The 15,865-nt window shown below is 42.8% G+C and carries 14 protein-coding genes; 8 read left to right on the forward strand and 6 right to left on the reverse strand.

Features of this window, described 5'->3' with window-relative positions:
• The 3 genes from QL886_RS11775 to QL886_RS11785 form a co-directional block, all read left to right on the forward strand.
• Positions 1-191: TRAP transporter large permease subunit (locus tag QL886_RS11775; RefSeq protein WP_290178841.1), on the forward strand; the 191-nt coding region annotated here is incomplete at its 5' end.
• A 245-nt stretch (positions 192-436) separates the two neighbouring features.
• Entirely contained in the window at positions 437-1,489 is a 1,053-nt protein-coding gene (locus QL886_RS11780) for a 5'-nucleotidase (RefSeq protein ID WP_290178842.1), read from the forward strand.
• 40 nt (positions 1,490-1,529) lie between these two features.
• The gene (locus QL886_RS11785; protein ID WP_290178843.1) at positions 1,530-2,135 is read left to right on the forward strand and encodes a rhomboid family intramembrane serine protease; all 606 of its coding nucleotides are present in this window, start codon (positions 1,530-1,532) and stop codon (positions 2,133-2,135) included.
• Positions 2,136-2,192: 57 nt separating this feature from the next.
• Here QL886_RS11785 and QL886_RS11790 read toward each other — a convergent pair whose 3' ends face one another.
• From QL886_RS11790 to QL886_RS11800, 3 genes are all read right to left on the reverse strand, one after another.
• Positions 2,193-2,741, reverse strand: a complete 549-nt coding sequence (locus tag QL886_RS11790; RefSeq protein ID WP_290178844.1) for a hypothetical protein — start codon at positions 2,739-2,741, stop codon at positions 2,193-2,195.
• Positions 2,742-2,910: 169 nt separating this feature from the next.
• Entirely contained in the window at positions 2,911-4,779 is a 1,869-nt protein-coding gene (locus QL886_RS11795; protein WP_057761858.1) for a sodium:solute symporter family protein, read from the reverse strand.
• 3 nt (positions 4,780-4,782) lie between these two features.
• Complete coding sequence (locus QL886_RS11800; RefSeq protein WP_057761855.1) at positions 4,783-5,043, reverse strand: DUF4212 domain-containing protein; 261 nt, start codon at positions 5,041-5,043, stop codon at positions 4,783-4,785.
• A gap of 755 nt (positions 5,044-5,798) precedes the next feature.
• On the opposite strand from QL886_RS11800, the gene QL886_RS11805 reads away from it, so the two are divergent.
• Positions 5,799-7,295 carry an alanine/glycine:cation symporter family protein gene (locus tag QL886_RS11805; RefSeq protein ID WP_290178845.1) on the forward strand — a complete coding sequence of 499 codons (1,497 nt, stop codon included), beginning with the start codon at positions 5,799-5,801 and terminating at the stop codon, positions 7,293-7,295.
• A 136-nt stretch (positions 7,296-7,431) separates the two neighbouring features.
• On the opposite strand, the gene QL886_RS11810 is transcribed toward QL886_RS11805, so the two are convergent.
• Complete coding sequence (locus QL886_RS11810; protein ID WP_290178905.1) at positions 7,432-9,069, reverse strand: electron transfer flavoprotein-ubiquinone oxidoreductase; 1,638 nt, start codon at positions 9,067-9,069, stop codon at positions 7,432-7,434.
• Between the two features lie 551 nt (positions 9,070-9,620).
• Here QL886_RS11810 and QL886_RS11815 point away from each other — a divergent pair.
• The 4 genes from QL886_RS11815 (at position 9,621) to QL886_RS11830 (ending at position 13,315) form a co-directional block, all read left to right on the forward strand.
• Positions 9,621-10,433, forward strand: coding sequence for a DUF1285 domain-containing protein (locus QL886_RS11815; RefSeq protein WP_290178846.1), 813 nt, complete (start codon positions 9,621-9,623; stop codon positions 10,431-10,433).
• Positions 10,434-10,642: 209 nt separating this feature from the next.
• Entirely contained in the window at positions 10,643-11,632 is a 990-nt protein-coding gene (gene murI, locus QL886_RS11820; RefSeq protein ID WP_290178849.1) for a glutamate racemase, read from the forward strand.
• 171 nt (positions 11,633-11,803) lie between these two features.
• Positions 11,804-12,778 carry a DUF4062 domain-containing protein gene (locus QL886_RS11825; protein ID WP_290178850.1) on the forward strand — a complete coding sequence of 325 codons (975 nt, stop codon included), beginning with the start codon at positions 11,804-11,806 and terminating at the stop codon, positions 12,776-12,778.
• A gap of 237 nt (positions 12,779-13,015) precedes the next feature.
• Positions 13,016-13,315 (forward strand): hypothetical protein, encoded by a 300-nt coding sequence (locus QL886_RS11830; protein ID WP_057761845.1) that lies wholly within the window; start codon positions 13,016-13,018, stop codon positions 13,313-13,315.
• Between the two features lie 117 nt (positions 13,316-13,432).
• Here the strand turns inward: QL886_RS11830 and QL886_RS11835 are convergent, their stop codons facing one another.
• Both QL886_RS11835 and QL886_RS11840 read right to left on the reverse strand, forming a co-directional pair.
• Positions 13,433-14,893 (reverse strand): lytic murein transglycosylase, encoded by a 1,461-nt coding sequence (locus QL886_RS11835; RefSeq protein WP_290178851.1) that lies wholly within the window; start codon positions 14,891-14,893, stop codon positions 13,433-13,435.
• Between the two features lie 227 nt (positions 14,894-15,120).
• A complete protein-coding gene (locus QL886_RS11840) occupies positions 15,121-15,834 on the reverse strand; it encodes a DUF1499 domain-containing protein (RefSeq protein ID WP_290178852.1) in 714 nt (237 codons plus the stop codon).
• Positions 15,835-15,865: the final 31 nt, after the last annotated feature.

The raw sequence follows: 15,865 nt of genomic DNA on the forward strand, positions 1-15,865 counted from the left end.
CGGTATTGACGGTGGAGCTTGGTTTGATTACGCCGCCAATGGGGATGAATATCTTCGTGATTAAGGCGATGGCACCGCACATTAAGCTGAGTGATATGTTCCGAGGGGTGGCACCATTCATTGTCTCTGATGTGATTCGTCTGGTTATCTTGGTGATGTTCCCAGCCATCTCACTTGTGCTGTTGGGGTAGCGGAATATAAACTGAAACTTAAACCATAGTTTATAGAGTTATTGTATGAAGCCATATTGCTAATAAAGCAGTGTGGCTTTTTTAGTGTCTGATATTTTGACTAAGAATTAAGAGAGGAACATTTTACAAACTCACAATCTACGATGCTGCGTGATGGTAACTTTTCTTAGTGTTATAAAGGCTTGTGAATGTAGTAAACTGGTTTTCATTCATTTTCCTATATAACTTTATAAGTAGAGATAGTCATGGCTGTCGATTTTAGTAATACGCTTATCGTCGCAATTTCTGCGACGGCACTTTTTGATTTGACTGAGTCAGAAAACTATTTGCTAGAGCTGCTAGAGCAACGACCTTCAAGTGCTATAAAAGAATTTAGGGAGTACATGACCGAGCGTGAAAATGATCCTTTGAATATTGGTGCAGGTTATCCGCTAATTAAAGCATTATTAAACGTAAATAAGTATTCTGATAATAGCGATGGACAGGATTCAGACATTGAAACACCATTGGTCGAAGTCGTTATCGTCTCAAAAAGTAGTCCAGACACTGGTATTCAGGTACTTAATGCAATTCTAGAACATGATATTAATATCTCTCGTTCTGCTTTTGTTTCAGGTAGCCCTGTTGCGCCTTATATCAAAGACTTTAACGTTGACCTATTCTTGACCACCAATCGCGACGATGCCCAGCAAGTGGCGGATGCCAATATCTGTGCCTGTGCCATACTAGACGCTACGCCTGTGAATACTTATGAGCTGGATACTGAGCAGCTGCGCATTGCCTTTGACGGGGATGCGGTGCTTTTTGATGATTCAGGTGAACTGCTATACAAACAAAAAGGACTGCGAGCCTTTCATGATCGTGAAGTACAAATGCGTGATTTGCCGATTGAAAAAGGCCCTTATGCTGAATTATTGATTAAATTATCAAATCTGCAAGAGCGCCTGCCTGCTAGTTTAAAATACTCGCCAATAAAAATTGCGCTAGTGACGGCGCGTAATGCACCAGCTGACTTACGGGCTATCAAGACACTACGAGAGTGGGGCGTGAATGTTGATATGGCGTTTTTTTTGGGAGGATTAGAGAAAACAGCAGTACTCAGAACATTTGCGCCACATATCTTCTTTGATGATTCAATCAAGCACATTGATGCGGCACGTCGCTTTATTCCTACGGCTTTGGTTCCTTATCATTCAACGTCGTTATTGCATGGTGATAACTATCTCACTGCTGATGAGGATGCCTCATTGTTATCATTCAAACCTGCTGTACGCCCACTATTTGCTGTAAATCATTAAATAGGCATAAAAAATTTAGATAATAAGGATAGGATGGTATATGAATTGGCAGCAGTTGCTTCACTTAATTGTCGTACGAATAAAGCAGGTCATCGGACTATATGCTTTTGTACTTATACCGATGTGGGGCATGTTTTTTCTAAATGAAGTGGCCTTATTTGGTATGTGGAATATCTTTGGTATTGTACCGCGTGCTTTAGATGTGGGTAGTATGATAGGGGTGTTTGCTTCATGGACCATGCATGGCAATTTGTCGCATTTGACTGGCAATACGGTGACGCTATTACAGATTTTGTTTTTGTTTGGACTGTTTGAGAAGAATGCTTATCGCACGGTAATTAAGCTAGTGGTTGCCTCAGGACTGGTTACTTGGGTTATCGGGTCGCCATCTTCTATCCATATCGGCGCATCAGGACTTTGTTTTGCAATGTTAGGTTATATGATAGGTGGGGCTATATTTGCGCGGCGCTGGGGTTATCTGATAGCTTGTATTGTCATGGGAACTGGCTATTGGTTGACCATTAAGCAAGGATTGATGCCGCAACAAGGTATCTCGTTTGCGGCACATTTTGGTGGTTTGTGTGCTGGGCTATTGCTAGGAGCCAATTCAAAGCATACTTATTCAGCCGCTTCTCAACGCTATTAAACGCAACTGGATATCAGTATTTAATGAACCAGAATTATCATATCAAGTGTTACTGTATTAGACGCTTGTATCAGTACAGATTTTGATAAATAAAGGATCATCTGTAGTCAGCTCTCGCCATGCAGTAGTCTGTTTAACATGTTCATCCACCGTGAGCGTGCTACCTTTTTCTGGTATCACATAGTCCGCTCGTGCAGGTGTAGTACAGTCTATTACCTGTAAAATCTTTTGCACGCTTCTGCGTCTTTCAAACAAATATAAATTAACTAAGTGCATGTCTGGATTGTCTGCATGCATGCTAGCATTGCCCGTATCTGCAGCAATAAAGCGTAAGACTTGCGGTTTAATATAAGACCACGGGCGAAACCATTCTGTACTTTCTGCAGTTTTTATGACCTCAACACCATCCGGCAGCTGACGGACTTGCTGACCGTACCAGTTATATTCTTGATGTACCTGAAACCCAAAAATACCAATCGCAGCAAATAAGGGAATCAGCCACTTTGGCGCGCGCTTACCTGACAGTTTACAGAGGTGAGTTATGATCAGTGCCAATCCAGCCATGCCAAATGCGGCAGCTATGGTAGCGATAAACTCAAAAAGCATAAAATATTCCTTAATGCGCTAGGCACTTTTATTCAGGTATGTTCAATTGGACAAAGCAAAACTATAGTCTAACTATTATTTTAATAAGTGTTAGATAAAAAATCACTCACCAGCAGTGGCTGCCAGTGAGTGATATATAGTAACAGAAGACATATCATCATTCGTCAGATTAATGGTCGACCGCACCGCCTGCACCGCGTGGTGAGCGAACGCTTTCAACCAACTCTTGAATGTGTAGCGGTGGCGCTTTGGTCGCATAAGAAACGATGAATGCAACGATAAAGTTAAGCAGTGCACCAATCACACCGAATGACAGTGGTGAGATACCAAATAGCCAGTACTCCGCTGTATCAGGGAAGTTGGCAGTACCGCTGATGAAGAACCAACCTTTGAAGACGAAAATGTAAACCAAGATACTGATCAAACCTGTCAACATACCAGCGATAGCGCCAAGGTTGTTGATACGTTTTGAGAAAATACCCATCATTAGTGCAGGGAAGAGGGACGCACCAGCGATACCAAATGCCAATGCAACTACCTGTGCTGCAAACCCTGGTGGATTCATACCTAAGTAAGTAGCAACTACAATCGCAATACCCATCGTAATACGTGCGACCTTGAGCTCTCCTTTGTCAGTAATGTTTGGATTGAGGTTTCGTTTGATTAAATCATGACTAATTGCTGACGAGATAGCGAGCAATAAGCCAGCAGCAGTTGATAGTGCAGCGGCTAGACCACCTGCGGCGATCAAACCAATTACCCAAGATGGCAGTTGTGCAATCTCTGGATTGGCCAATACCAAGATATCAGCATTGACGTCGAGCTCGTTACCAGCCCAGCCTGCGTCTGCGAAGCGACCATCAAGTTCTAGGTCATGTGCAGCACGTGCTGTCTCAACCGCAGTTGTTGCAGCGCCTACATCACCGCCTTCAGTCTGTGCATTGGTTAGAGCAACTTCTGCAGCGCCCAGTCCACTATCGTTGTACATCTGGATACGACCATCGTTATTAAGGTCAGTATATTTGATCAGGCCAGTATCTTCCCAAGTCCTCATCCAGTCTGGACGTTGGTCATAGTCGATAGCAGGCTCTGCAACACCTTGTGGATAGATAGTATCGATAAGGTTTAGACGTGCCATTGCGCCAACAGCAGGTGCTGTAAAGTACAATAATGAGATAAATACTAATGTCCAACCAGCGGTCCAACGTGCATCGGCAACCTTAGGAACGGTGAAAAAGCGAATAATAACGTGAGGTAGACCAGCGGTACCAATCATGAGTGATAAGGTGAACAGCACCATGTTTAGCTTGTTAGGTACGTCAGCTGTATATGCTGTGAATCCCAAATCGGTCACGACTTGATCAAGCTTGGTTAAGATAGGGACGCCAGATTCGATATGGTTTGAAAATAAGCCCAAACCTGGAATTGGATTGCCGGTTAATTCAAGTGAGATAAAGACAGCAGGAATGGTATAAGCAATCATTAGAACCACATACTGCGCAACCTGCGTGTAGGTAATCCCTTTCATACCGCCAAGAACTGCATAAAAGAATACAACAACCGCCGCAATAATAAGACCTGTGTTGTTATCTACTTCTAAGAAGCGTGAAAATGCGACACCAGCACCTGTCATCTGACCGATAACGTATGTGGTAGAGGCAATAATCAAACAAACCACGGCAATCATTGCAGCCGTTTTTGAATAAAAGCGATCTCCAATAAAATCAGGCACCGTGAATTTGCCGAATTTACGTAAGTAAGGCGCCAGTAGCATGGCTAGTAGTACATAACCACCTGTCCAACCCATCAAATAGGTTGATGCGCCATAACCGCCAGCAGCAAGCAAACCTGCCATAGAAATAAAAGATGCTGCACTCATCCAGTCAGCAGCTGTCGCCATACCGTTAACTACTGGATGTACACCGCCGCCCGCCACATAAAATTCACTGGTTGTCCCAGCCCGAGCCCAAATCGCAATACCAAAATACAGAGCGAAAGATAGGCCTACGAAAATAATATTAACTAAATACTGACTCATGGTCTATTCCTCATCTACGCCATATTGTTTATCTAACTTATTCATACGCCATGCGTAGAAGAAAATTAAAATGATAAACACCCCTATAGAGCCTTGCTGAGCAAACCAAAAGCCCAAGTCAGTGCCGCCGACTTTGATGCCGGCTAAAAGAGGACGCAATAAAATAGCAAAACCATAAGAACATAGTGCCCAAACTACTAGGCTACCTAAGATGAGACGGACATTGGCACGCCAATAACCGGATGGATCGTTATGATCTTTCATAGGACAACTCCTTTTGTCTTCCCTAAAAAATACCAACAATATAAAAAGAACTGCGATTATTTCTTACCATAAAAAGGATAAAAAATAATCAGGTACTGCTTTATATAGTGAAAACGATGATGCGTGATAGTACGTTGAATGCTCGGTAGTTCTTTACTTCAAATAAAAGTAGTTAACTATTTAAGCATCGCATTGACTTAAACCATCGAATGGCAAAAATAACATTTCTTGAGGAAGACAGAAGGGGGGACTATCCAGTGTCTTTTTAACAATCTCGTCTTCCTGACAAGAGTTTTAATCTTTTTAACACGTTAACCTATTGTACTGCTTAGTAGCTTTGATAACCGTAAAACAGTCTAAACAGATATGGAATTCATATTAGCACGGTTTAATATAGATAATTGCAAATTACTGCGCATGAATAATAATTAAATTACTAAAAATTAGTTTGCTTAGCCTTCATTGAAAAACCCGACGTTACGGAAACGGTACGGCAATCGTGTAATTTGTGCGTTTAAATTATCACTTAATCTATTCTATATAAGATGAAACATAAGCATTATTTATTTTAAAAATAATTATATGAAGTCGATAAGCAAACGTGATGGTCGCATGTCGCTCAATATCTATATCATGCACGTGTCTTTTCGGTATCAGGTATTTTGTGCAAAGAACTTATATAGTCCATCGCCATCAAAATATGATATCGATATGGAATTTAAGTAACACATATAAAGAATGAATAAGGAGCCCATATGAACGAAGGGATAATAGGTTGGTTTAATAACATCGTAAATTATGGTGTCGGTATTATCTGGGGTAACAATGACTGGCTGATTGCTAGCAACCCTTGGTATGGATTACTGATGTTCTTACTAATTGGTGCAGGTCTCTACTTCACCATCGTGACACGTTTTATTCAGTTTCGTCATTTTGGTCATATGTGGAAGTTGCTACGCGTGTCCAACCAAGGACGCAAAGATGGTGGTATTAGCTCATTTGAAGCATTGATGACGTCGCTGGCTGCGCGTGTTGGTACTGGTAACTTGGCAGGTGTGGCAATCGCAATCTATTTGGGTGGCCCAGGTGCTGTATTTTGGATGTGGATGACGGCACTTGTCGGTATGTCGACCAGCTTTATCGAGTCAACCTTAGCACAGGCCTACAAAGTACCGCACAACGATAATGTGTACCGCGGTGGCCCTGCTTATTACATCGAAAAAGGTCTAGGCAAACGCTGGCTTGCCGTGTTTTTCTCATTATGTTTGTTAGTGGCCTTTGGTTTGGCGTTCAATGGCGTACAATCCAACACCATCGCTCAAGCGACCAATGAAGCCTTTGGTGTGCCAACGTGGATGACAGGTTTGGTATTAGTTGTACTGGTAGCGCCAGTGGTATTCGGTGGTTTGCGTTCAGTAGCTCGTATCGCGGGTAAAATCGTACCAGTGATGGCTATCTTGTACATCTTACTAGCACTATTCATTATCGTGACTAACTTTAGTCAATTCCCAGCAGCGATCGCGTTGATTGTAAAATCAGCATTTGGCTTTGAGCAGGCGGCAGGCGGTGTCATCGGTTATGGTATTGCACAGGCGATGATTAACGGTATCAAACGCGGCTTGTTCTCTAACGAAGCAGGTATGGGTTCAGCACCGAATGCTGCAGCAACGGCAAAGAGTCATCCTGATCACCCAGCAGTACAAGGTTTTATGCAGATGCTAGGCGTATTTATGGATACTCTTATCATTTGTACCGCAACGGCATCAATTATTATCTTGTCTGGCGTGGTCGACCCTAATGTCGAGCAAGAAGGTATTCAGTTAACTCAGTTAGCCTTATCACAGTATGTGGGGGACCTAGGCGTGGTGTTCGTGGCGATTGCGATTTTCTTCTTCTCATTTACGTCTATCATCGCCAACTATAGCTACGGTGAGTCAAATCTTGAATTTATCTCTGGTGCCAAAAATGCCAAAGTAATGATTATGGTTTTCCGCTTCCTAGTGTTAGGTATGGTATTTATCGGCTCTGTTGCTAGTTTACCTGCTATATGGAACTTCGCTGACTTGTCTATGGGTCTGATGGCCTTAGTCAACTTAGTGGCTATCTTGCTGTTGTCTCCTGTAGCGCTAAGAATACTACGTGACTATGAGCGTCAGGTAAAAGAGGGTAAAACAGGCGATCAGATAAAGTTTGATCCTGATAACTTTGTAAAACTCAGAAATGAAGCCAACCGTGATGCTTGGACAGACTAAGCAGTATTGATTGGTAAACATAGCTTGTTCTCAGCACTAAAAAACCGCCCGACTCTTATAAAGAGAAGGGCGGTTTTTATTGAAGTACAGTTTTAATGATATTAACTGTACCAGCTCAAACCAGAATTATCCTGATTTACATGTTTGGATAGTTAGGACCACCGCCACCTTCTGGCGTTACCCAAGTGATGTTCTGTGAAGGGTCTTTGATATCACAGGTCTTACAATGCACGCAGTTCTGTGCATTGATGACAAACTTAGCGCCCTCAGCGTCTTTGACCACTTCGTACACACCGGCTGGGCAGTATAAACGTGCAGGCTCAGCATACAACGGTAAGTTGATTGAAATAGGTACAGTCGGATCAGTAAGTTTTAGATGCGTTGGCTGATCTTCTGCATGGTTGGTATTAGAGATAAATACCGACGACAATTTATCAAATACCAACTTACCATCAGGCTTAAGATAAGTTGGTTGATAAGCATGATTAGCACGCTCCAACTGATCGTAATCTGGGGTATTGTCATGTAAAGTGAACGGCATTTTACCTTTTAACAAGTTGTGCTCGATAAAGGTGAAAGCGCCGCCCATGAACAGACCCATACGGTGAATCGCCGGTGAGAAGTTGCGCGACTCATAGTTATCTTGATACAACCATGACTCTTTGTACATTGTGCTATAAGCAACCACTTCATCATGCTGACGTTCAGCTTGCAGCGCCTCAAAAATAGCTTCGGCGGCGAGCATGCCTGACTTCATCGAGGTATGCGTGCCTTTGATTTTTGCTGGGTTTAAGAAACCAGCATCATCACCTACCAACACGCCACCTGGGAAGGTGAACTTCGGTAGTGAGTTTAGACCACCTTTGGTCAACGCACGGGCGCCATAAGAAATACGCTTACCGCCTTCTAAAACATTTTTGATAACAGGGTGCGTTTTCAAGCGCTGCATTTCATCAAATGGAGACATATAAGGGTTGTGGTAAGACAAATCCGCCACAAGACCAAAGCTTACTTGGTTGTTTTCATCAAAGTATAACCACCAGCCACCAGTAGAGCCAGTTTCAGTCAATGGCCAGCCAAGACCATGCATGACAACGCCTTGCTCATGCTTTTCAGGCTCAACTTCCCATAGCTCTTTTAGACCGATACCATAATGCTGAGGATCCGAATCTTTATCTAGATCAAAACGGCTGATTAAGCGTTTGCCTAAATGACCACGGCTACCTTCGGCAAAAATAGTGTATTTGGCAAGAAGCTCATAACCAGGCTCAAAGCTCGGCTTGGCTTCACCATTGGCGGCCACACCCATATCACCCGTTAATACACCTCTGACCGAACCGTCGTCGTTGTATAAGATGTCATCGGCAGGGAAGCCTGGGAACATCATGACTTCAAGCTCTTCTGCCTGTACGGCCAACCAACGAACGACATTACCTAGCGAGACAATATAGTTGCCATCGTTGTGCATCGGACCTGGAATCAAAGAGTCAGGCACTTTAGTTGAGCGTGTGGCAGAGTTTAAATAATAGAAACGATCTTCTGTCGCTGGCACGTTAAGCGGTGCGCCTTTTTCTTTCCAGTCAGGGATTAGTTCATTTAGAGCGCGTGGCTCGATGACTGCACCAGACAACGTATGGGCACCAAACTCAGAGCCTTTTTCGACCACACAAACCATAAACTCATCATTACCAGCTTCAATAGCGAGCTGGCGCAAACGGATGGCAGCAGACAGACCTGCAGGTCCACCACCAACGATGATGACATCGAACTCCATTGATTCGCGTTCGACTTCAGGTTCCGCGGCAACTGGCGCTACGACTGGTTCTGCTTTATCTAGCGTTGCGGTCTCTGTCGCTACTGGTGCGTCAGCATTCACAGTATTACCATCAATAACTGGCGTTTGATTGTCTTGCTCTTGCATACCTACTCCTAAACTTTTAGTGGCTTATCTCAGGGCATCATTAGCTTAACAACTGAATAATAGACTTGCGGCGCTAACGTCACTCAGACATATGGCTGCCCGATAAAACTGTCTTTGCGGCATCAATTGACCCGTCATGGTTAATACCAATTTATCTAAGGATATCAACACATAACGCAAGATGTGTCATCAATACAACACCCACTTGACCATTTCAATAAAAAATCGTTACTCATTATAAAAGAAAAGTCCTACAAACACGATACGCATTTATGAGTATCGATGCTAAGGTAATGCTAAGAAAATGAGGTTGTTATAACGATAAAGTTTCATCATACCTGAAACAAAAATTTATAGTAATAATAGATAAGCCAAACTTTGAATACTAAATAAAGGGATTAATAATGAATGACGATAATAATGGCAATAAAGAAAGCCGTGAGAAAATAGCAGAAGTCCCAAACAGCAAGCCTTCTAGCCTAAATAACTTAGATAATTTGGATGCGCTAAGCCAGTATATTAAGTCTGCAAAAGGGACTCGCGAAGGACGTGCGATACCACCGCTTGAAAAATGGCATCCTGAAGATATTGCTGATATGGATTTGACTATCAAAGCAAACGGGGAGTGGTGGCATGAAGGCGGGCAAATGACCCGTGAGTCATTGGTCAGCTTGTTTGCCACAATACTATGGAAAGAAGAAAATAATGGCATTACTGAGTACTTCCTCAAGACCCCTGTACAGAAAATCCGTATCCAAGTAGAAGATGCACCACTGCTTATCAATGATGTTGGTATTGTCCATGAAGATGATATGAGTTGGTTGGAGTTTACAACGACGACAGGAGATGTGGTTCGCTTAGACGATGAACATCCGATCGTATTAAAGGCGTATAATTCTAATAAGAGCGATTCTAATGAAAGCGATTCTAATGAAAGCGACTTTAGTGAAAGCGACTTTAATAACAGTGACTTTAGTGAAAGCGATCAAGCGAATCAAGTGAGTACCGCTGACGATGTTGCAGATTCTCAGGAATTAGCGTCTACAGAACAGGTACGCCCTTACATGATGGTTAGAAATGGCTTGACTGCACTTATTGGCCGCAATACTTTTTATCACCTGACTGAAATTGGAGCATTATCAGAAGACAATGGTAAGACGATATTAACGCTACAGAGTGGTGGTCAGTCTTATTCATTATCGATGCCTACTGATTAGGTATTATGTTTATCTCTTAATTGCTGTATGCCGATGAGTGCTATAATTTTATAATGTCGCCTGATTCTATTGGTCTGAAAAATTCCTATCGTATAAAGGTAGTTGATAGATAGCTGACGTAGAGTAACGCCACACACGCAATATACATATAGCGCATTTAACTGGGTAATGAGATTGATGAATAATATGATAATGGCATTAGCATAAAGATGGATATCAAAAACCAGACAGTCGGAAAGCTCAGACCGTGTGTCGATATATCTGTTGACCAAAGTCCCAAAGCTATTGATCTAGTAGATGTCAATAAACATGCTAGTAACACAGTTGTAAGCGATAAAAAACGTAGCGCGCCCATTGGCGTGTTTGATTCTGGTGTTGGCGGTTTGTCTGTTTATTTGCATTTAGCACAGCAGCTGCCTACTGAGCGTTATGTATATTACGCCGATACGCTAAATGTACCTTATGGCAATCGCGACAGCGAAGATATTGAAACGCTAACGCTAAAAGCCGTAGAATGGTTACATAAGCAAGGCTGTAAGCTAATAGTTATTGCTTGCAACAGTGCCTCAGCATATGCGCTAGATACTGCCCGACGCTGCTATCCACATATACCTATTGTAGGTCTTGTCCCTGCATTAAAGCCTGCGGTATTGGCGAGTAAGAGTGGTCATGTAGCGGTGCTAGCAACCAAAGCAACTTTGAATGGCACCTTGTTAAATGATGTTATTATCAATTTTGCTCAACCTAATAAAACAGTAGTCACTAAGTATTTTGATCCGCAACTGGTTCCTTGGGTAGAAGCAGGTATGTCAGAACAAGACGAGACAGCCGAAAGATTACGTCAACAGGTACGAGTATTTGCTAATGAAGGTATCGATCAGTTAGTGTTGGGATGTACGCATTACCCATTTTTTAAGACATTCTTATTGGATGAGATTGCACAGCAGCAGCTATCAATACAAGTCATTGATTCTGGTCAAGCGATTGCTGAACGGGTTAGACAGCTATTGATTGCAAACAACTTGTCTGCATCATTGATGAGTGAAAAACGAGAAAATCTGTCACAAAAAACCAGTAATAAAAATACCATTACTAGACCGCCATTAACTTTTCACGCCACTAAATATAGTGATAGACTATGCGCTTTAGTTGAGCGCTTACTCGGTACAGAAATGGCATTGCAATATTACTCTCACTAGTTATTATCAAGGTTAGTGATATCAATACGCTGTATGCAACGCTGACTCAGTTAAAATAAATTGAGTGCATCTTTTCAAGCTAAGAGTATGCTAGGCTGAGCAAGACAAGATTTTTGTGTTCTATCTCACACCCTATCCTTTTTATGTCACGACCTACGCTTAGAGGTAATTGTGCCGAATCGTCGCTATCATATTCATATTATATGCGCTGACAACGACCAGTTGTTGGTTCTAGACAGCTTAGCGATATTTTTTCAGGCCCGCGCATTTCTGACCTATGATGTTTCTAGCAAATTATCCAAAGCCTCTTTTTATGGCCGCCAGTGCATTGACTCTTGTGATTACGCAGTCATGATCGTTGGCGACAGCTACGGAACTGTGCAAAAAAACGGCGTTAGCCAAATGCACTTAAGTTATCTAAATGCCAAAGCAAAGCTTAAGCCGCTAATTGTTCTGGTCAAAAACCACTCTCCAGACGCTGTTATCAGCCGACAACTTCAAGAGTTTATTAAGTTAGTGACCAAGCAAGATAATCAGCTACATTACTATGATACGGAAGAAGATATTGAGCCATTGCTAGTACAGGCTCATTATAATGCAATCGCCAATAATAAAATGGTAGGTGGCTGGGTCAGAGCGAATGACGAAGAGAATACGACTAGTAAAAAGGTTATTCATGAGAAGACCGTCGATGTATTACCTAGTACTACCGAGGTAGAGAGAAACAGTCCTGATGACGAAGACTTTATCTCGGATAAGGTTAGCGAGCCAATTGAGTTAACGGAGTTTTTTGAGATTCAATATAGTGCTCAAGCTTATGAGGGTGGCAATCTAACGGACGTGACCCGTTCACTAACACTCTCGTGGCACGAGATACTTATGACCCTGATGAGAATACCGTCTACTTTTTCAAGTTATGGCTTGCAAAATGCTATCAATCGTTTGATCACTGCTAAAGCGGAAGTAGACATCAAAAAAGAGATGCCAAACGTTCATGCTGTCTCACGTTGCCAAATCTCTCAAGCTGATATCAATAATTTGCAACGTAAGCTAGTCGGTGCAAACTGGATACAACTGATGACTTATGGTACGCGGGTCTCACAGGAGCTTTGGAAACTTACCTTCTATGCAAAAAACCTACTGTAAAATCATACCGCAAGTACAAACAAAAAGGACTAGTAATTATTTGCTAGCGTGCTCAACAATAATTATCTAAAACGTCCACTGTGGCATCACGACTACGTTTTGTAATACAAAGCATACGTGCAATGCTTGTGAATCTTCCTCAGACCCGTAATAATGAAGTCAGTCAGTTAACTATGCTAACAACGTTAGCTGTTTGAGAATGACAACTATAATATTAATAATTAGGGAGAGCGTACGATGAGCAATGCTAAAAATGACGAGTTAAAAAGAGAGATTGATGGTCTAGAAAAGTCTATGCATGATGCTGATCAGTTTCATACGTTAGAAGAGCAAGTAGCAGATATGAAACGTCGCGGTATAGATCCTAGCAAGGCCTACAAAGATTTAGACAGTAAAGCCGAAGATGAAGATTGGGGCGATGCGACTTGGAAAGAAAATGGTAAGTGGGAGCCAAAAACGGCTGCCGATTTAGATGATAAAGCTCGTGAAAACTGGAATGGTGACAATGGTCAGCCTAAGCCACCACCTATTGTCTAGACCCATATTTTAAGAAAATGAGATAAGTTCTATTAATAACTATATATAAATAAGAAAGCCACGCTATCGTTAGCGTGGCTTTTTTGATGCGTATAAATAGCATCACCTATCTTGCTACTATGAACCTTGGTCTATACGAACAAGCTTGATAGTGCCATCGGCATCAGTAACGCGGCGATAACGTGTATTGCCAGAATTTGATGAGCTCACTGATGGTTGAGATGAGTAGCTACTAGGAGCAGTCGTTTGCTGCTGAATCAATTGCCCCATGCGATCGGCCGATGTAGGATTCAGAGGTTTGCTGTTTGCAGGCTGGCCGTATTGAGTTTGACTCGGCGCTGCATTACCAACGATGGCACGATAGAATTTTTGACCTGCGCGTCCGTCAGCTGGGAAAATACCGCGACTAGTCTGGTATTGTTGGATAGCGGTACGAGTATTGTCTCCGATGATGCCATCTACACCGCCGATATCATAACCTGCGTTTAACAACGCTTGCTGAATGTCTTTGGCCTGCTGGCGGCTGATACCAGGATCATCTGTCGGCCACGCAGTGATAAAGTCTGTTTTGCTGCTGTCTTCGCGAGTGATTAGATCTGATAAGTGTGCGATAGCCAGTGCGTAGTTTTCTGAGGCATTATAAGAGTAGAAAGTGTCGAAGTTTTTACCCACTAAGAAAGCAGGGCCTTCCATCCCAGCTGGTAATAACAGGCCTGCACTGCTCAATTCATACGGTAGCGGACTGCCATTAGCCAATGTCAGGCCTTGGTCGCGCCAGTGGCTTATCGACTTTTTGTCTTTGCGATTAGAAGCAGCCCAGAACCCATCAGGTAGTTTGACTTCATAGCCCCAAGGCTCGCCAGTACGATAGCCACGATTGTCTAAGAAGTTCGCGGTAGAAGCGAGTGCATCAGGTACGCTATTGACCAAATCACGACGTCCATCACCATCGAAATCCACGGCCAACTCTAAGAAAGTACTCGGCATAAACTGCGTCTGTCCAAAGGCACCTGCCCATGAGCCTGTCATATCATTAGGTGCGATATCGCCATTTTGCACGATTTTTAGCGCATTGGCGTACTCACCTTGAAAGTAGCTCTGACGACGATCAAAACAAGATAAGGTCGCCAAAGACTCAAATAATGGCTTTTTACCTAACGTTTGACCAAAGTTAGATTCTACGCCCCAAACACCGAGCACATGCTCAGCTTTTACGCCATAACGCGATTCGATTTGACGTAGCGTCGAGCCCCATTGACGCTTGGCTCGGATACCGTCCTCGACACGCTCTTTGTCTACCAATGCTGATAAGTAGTCCCAGACGTCTTTTTGAAACTCTGGCTGGTAGTTGAGTGACTGAATGACACTAGGATCAGGCTGGCTTGGGCGATAGTTATTAAAAGTATAGCTATCAACACCGCTAAATTTGCTAGAGTTTTTTAGATTGTCTAAGCACTGTTGAAACTCACTATTGGATAAATCAGGTGCTGGCGGCTGAGCAGCTTGAGCAGTGGTAGCAAGGCTAATGCCGACAGCCACACTAAGCAGCGACAAAGTAGAAAAAGGAGTCAAACGCATGAAAATATCCTATAAACGTTAAAATAGTTATCGAAAGGCAAAAAATGATATTAACGTAGAGTAACCAATCTAAACAGTAAAGAAAAGCTGTCGCAGTACCAAGGTTATAAATGGTTACGATAAATTGACGCTGCCGTGAGATTAGAAGAGGATTTCATAGAGCTGAAAATGCAAAGCGTCAGACAGTATTTCAACTCGAGGACTATTCCTTAGAAGGTAGAAACTGTTTATTTGGCTAGCACACTATCTAGTTCTTCTATAAAGCTATGAATACGCGCCGCATTTTTGCCCAAATCGCTCTGTCCAACTCGTGACTTACTGCGAATATCAACCCAGCGCTTGCTATCGTTGTCAGCCACACGAATGATCACATCATCTTTAAAGCCAAACCAAGCAGTCGTCTCTGTCGCTTCAACGATGCCTTTGTCTGCATCAGTATTGACTAGCTCCCATCCTAAATTCTCAATGGCTTGTTTGGATGCCTTAACCAATTCAGGCTTTGACTGAGCATAGGTCAATGTCTGCAAGTCAGGGTAGGCAGTACGTTGTTGTTCAGCCACTTCTGCACCTGCGTACGCTACGGGATTCGGTGCATCTGCACGCAGTGGCGCAATCATGACAAACTCAGGCGGATTCACCAAATCGGTAGAAATATCGTGAATAGGCGGTACATTTTTGGCCGTATTCATCATGCTAAGCGGGACAGCGATTGCAGTGACAGCAAGTACGGATGAGGCTAATGCGCTCCCAATACTGGCTGTATTTCGTTTAAATAATAGCTGAATAGCTAACAATACCAATGCTGCGATACCAGCAAATAACCCAAATTTAAACCCTGTAAACGCAGTGCCTAATTCTACAACGCCAAACTTGTACATTGGGCCTGCCAAAGCAACTAGCAGAATAGCAATTACACTCATTAGACCGACTATCATTTTCATTGAATTTCTCCGTTGCGATTTAGCAGTGTAT

Origin of the sequence: Psychrobacter sp. APC 3281 (genome assembly GCF_030407815.1) — a bacterium.
Lineage (GTDB): Bacteria > Pseudomonadota > Gammaproteobacteria > Pseudomonadales > Moraxellaceae > Psychrobacter.

Excerpts from the sequence above, each read along its gene's own strand:
- QL886_RS11780 (WP_290178842.1), top strand. The coding sequence starts at position 437 with ATGGCTGTCGATTTTAGTAATACGCTTATCGTCGCAATTTCTGCGACG.
- QL886_RS11785 (WP_290178843.1), top strand. The coding sequence starts at position 1,530 with ATGAATTGGCAGCAGTTGCTTCACTTAATTGTCGTACGAATAAAGCAG.
- QL886_RS11790 (WP_290178844.1), bottom strand. The coding sequence starts at position 2,741 with ATGCTTTTTGAGTTTATCGCTACCATAGCTGCCGCATTTGGCATGGCT.
- QL886_RS11795 (WP_057761858.1), bottom strand. The coding sequence starts at position 4,779 with ATGAGTCAGTATTTAGTTAATATTATTTTCGTAGGCCTATCTTTCGCT.
- QL886_RS11800 (WP_057761855.1), bottom strand. The coding sequence starts at position 5,043 with ATGAAAGATCATAACGATCCATCCGGTTATTGGCGTGCCAATGTCCGT.
- QL886_RS11805 (WP_290178845.1), top strand. The coding sequence starts at position 5,799 with ATGAACGAAGGGATAATAGGTTGGTTTAATAACATCGTAAATTATGGT.
- QL886_RS11810 (WP_290178905.1), bottom strand. The coding sequence starts at position 9,069 with ATGGAGTTCGATGTCATCATCGTTGGTGGTGGACCTGCAGGTCTGTCT.
- QL886_RS11815 (WP_290178846.1), top strand. The coding sequence starts at position 9,621 with ATGAATGACGATAATAATGGCAATAAAGAAAGCCGTGAGAAAATAGCA.
- murI (WP_290178849.1), top strand. The coding sequence starts at position 10,643 with ATGGATATCAAAAACCAGACAGTCGGAAAGCTCAGACCGTGTGTCGAT.
- QL886_RS11830 (WP_057761845.1), top strand. The coding sequence starts at position 13,016 with ATGAGCAATGCTAAAAATGACGAGTTAAAAAGAGAGATTGATGGTCTA.
- QL886_RS11835 (WP_290178851.1), bottom strand. The coding sequence starts at position 14,893 with ATGCGTTTGACTCCTTTTTCTACTTTGTCGCTGCTTAGTGTGGCTGTC.
- QL886_RS11840 (WP_290178852.1), bottom strand. The coding sequence starts at position 15,834 with ATGAAAATGATAGTCGGTCTAATGAGTGTAATTGCTATTCTGCTAGTT.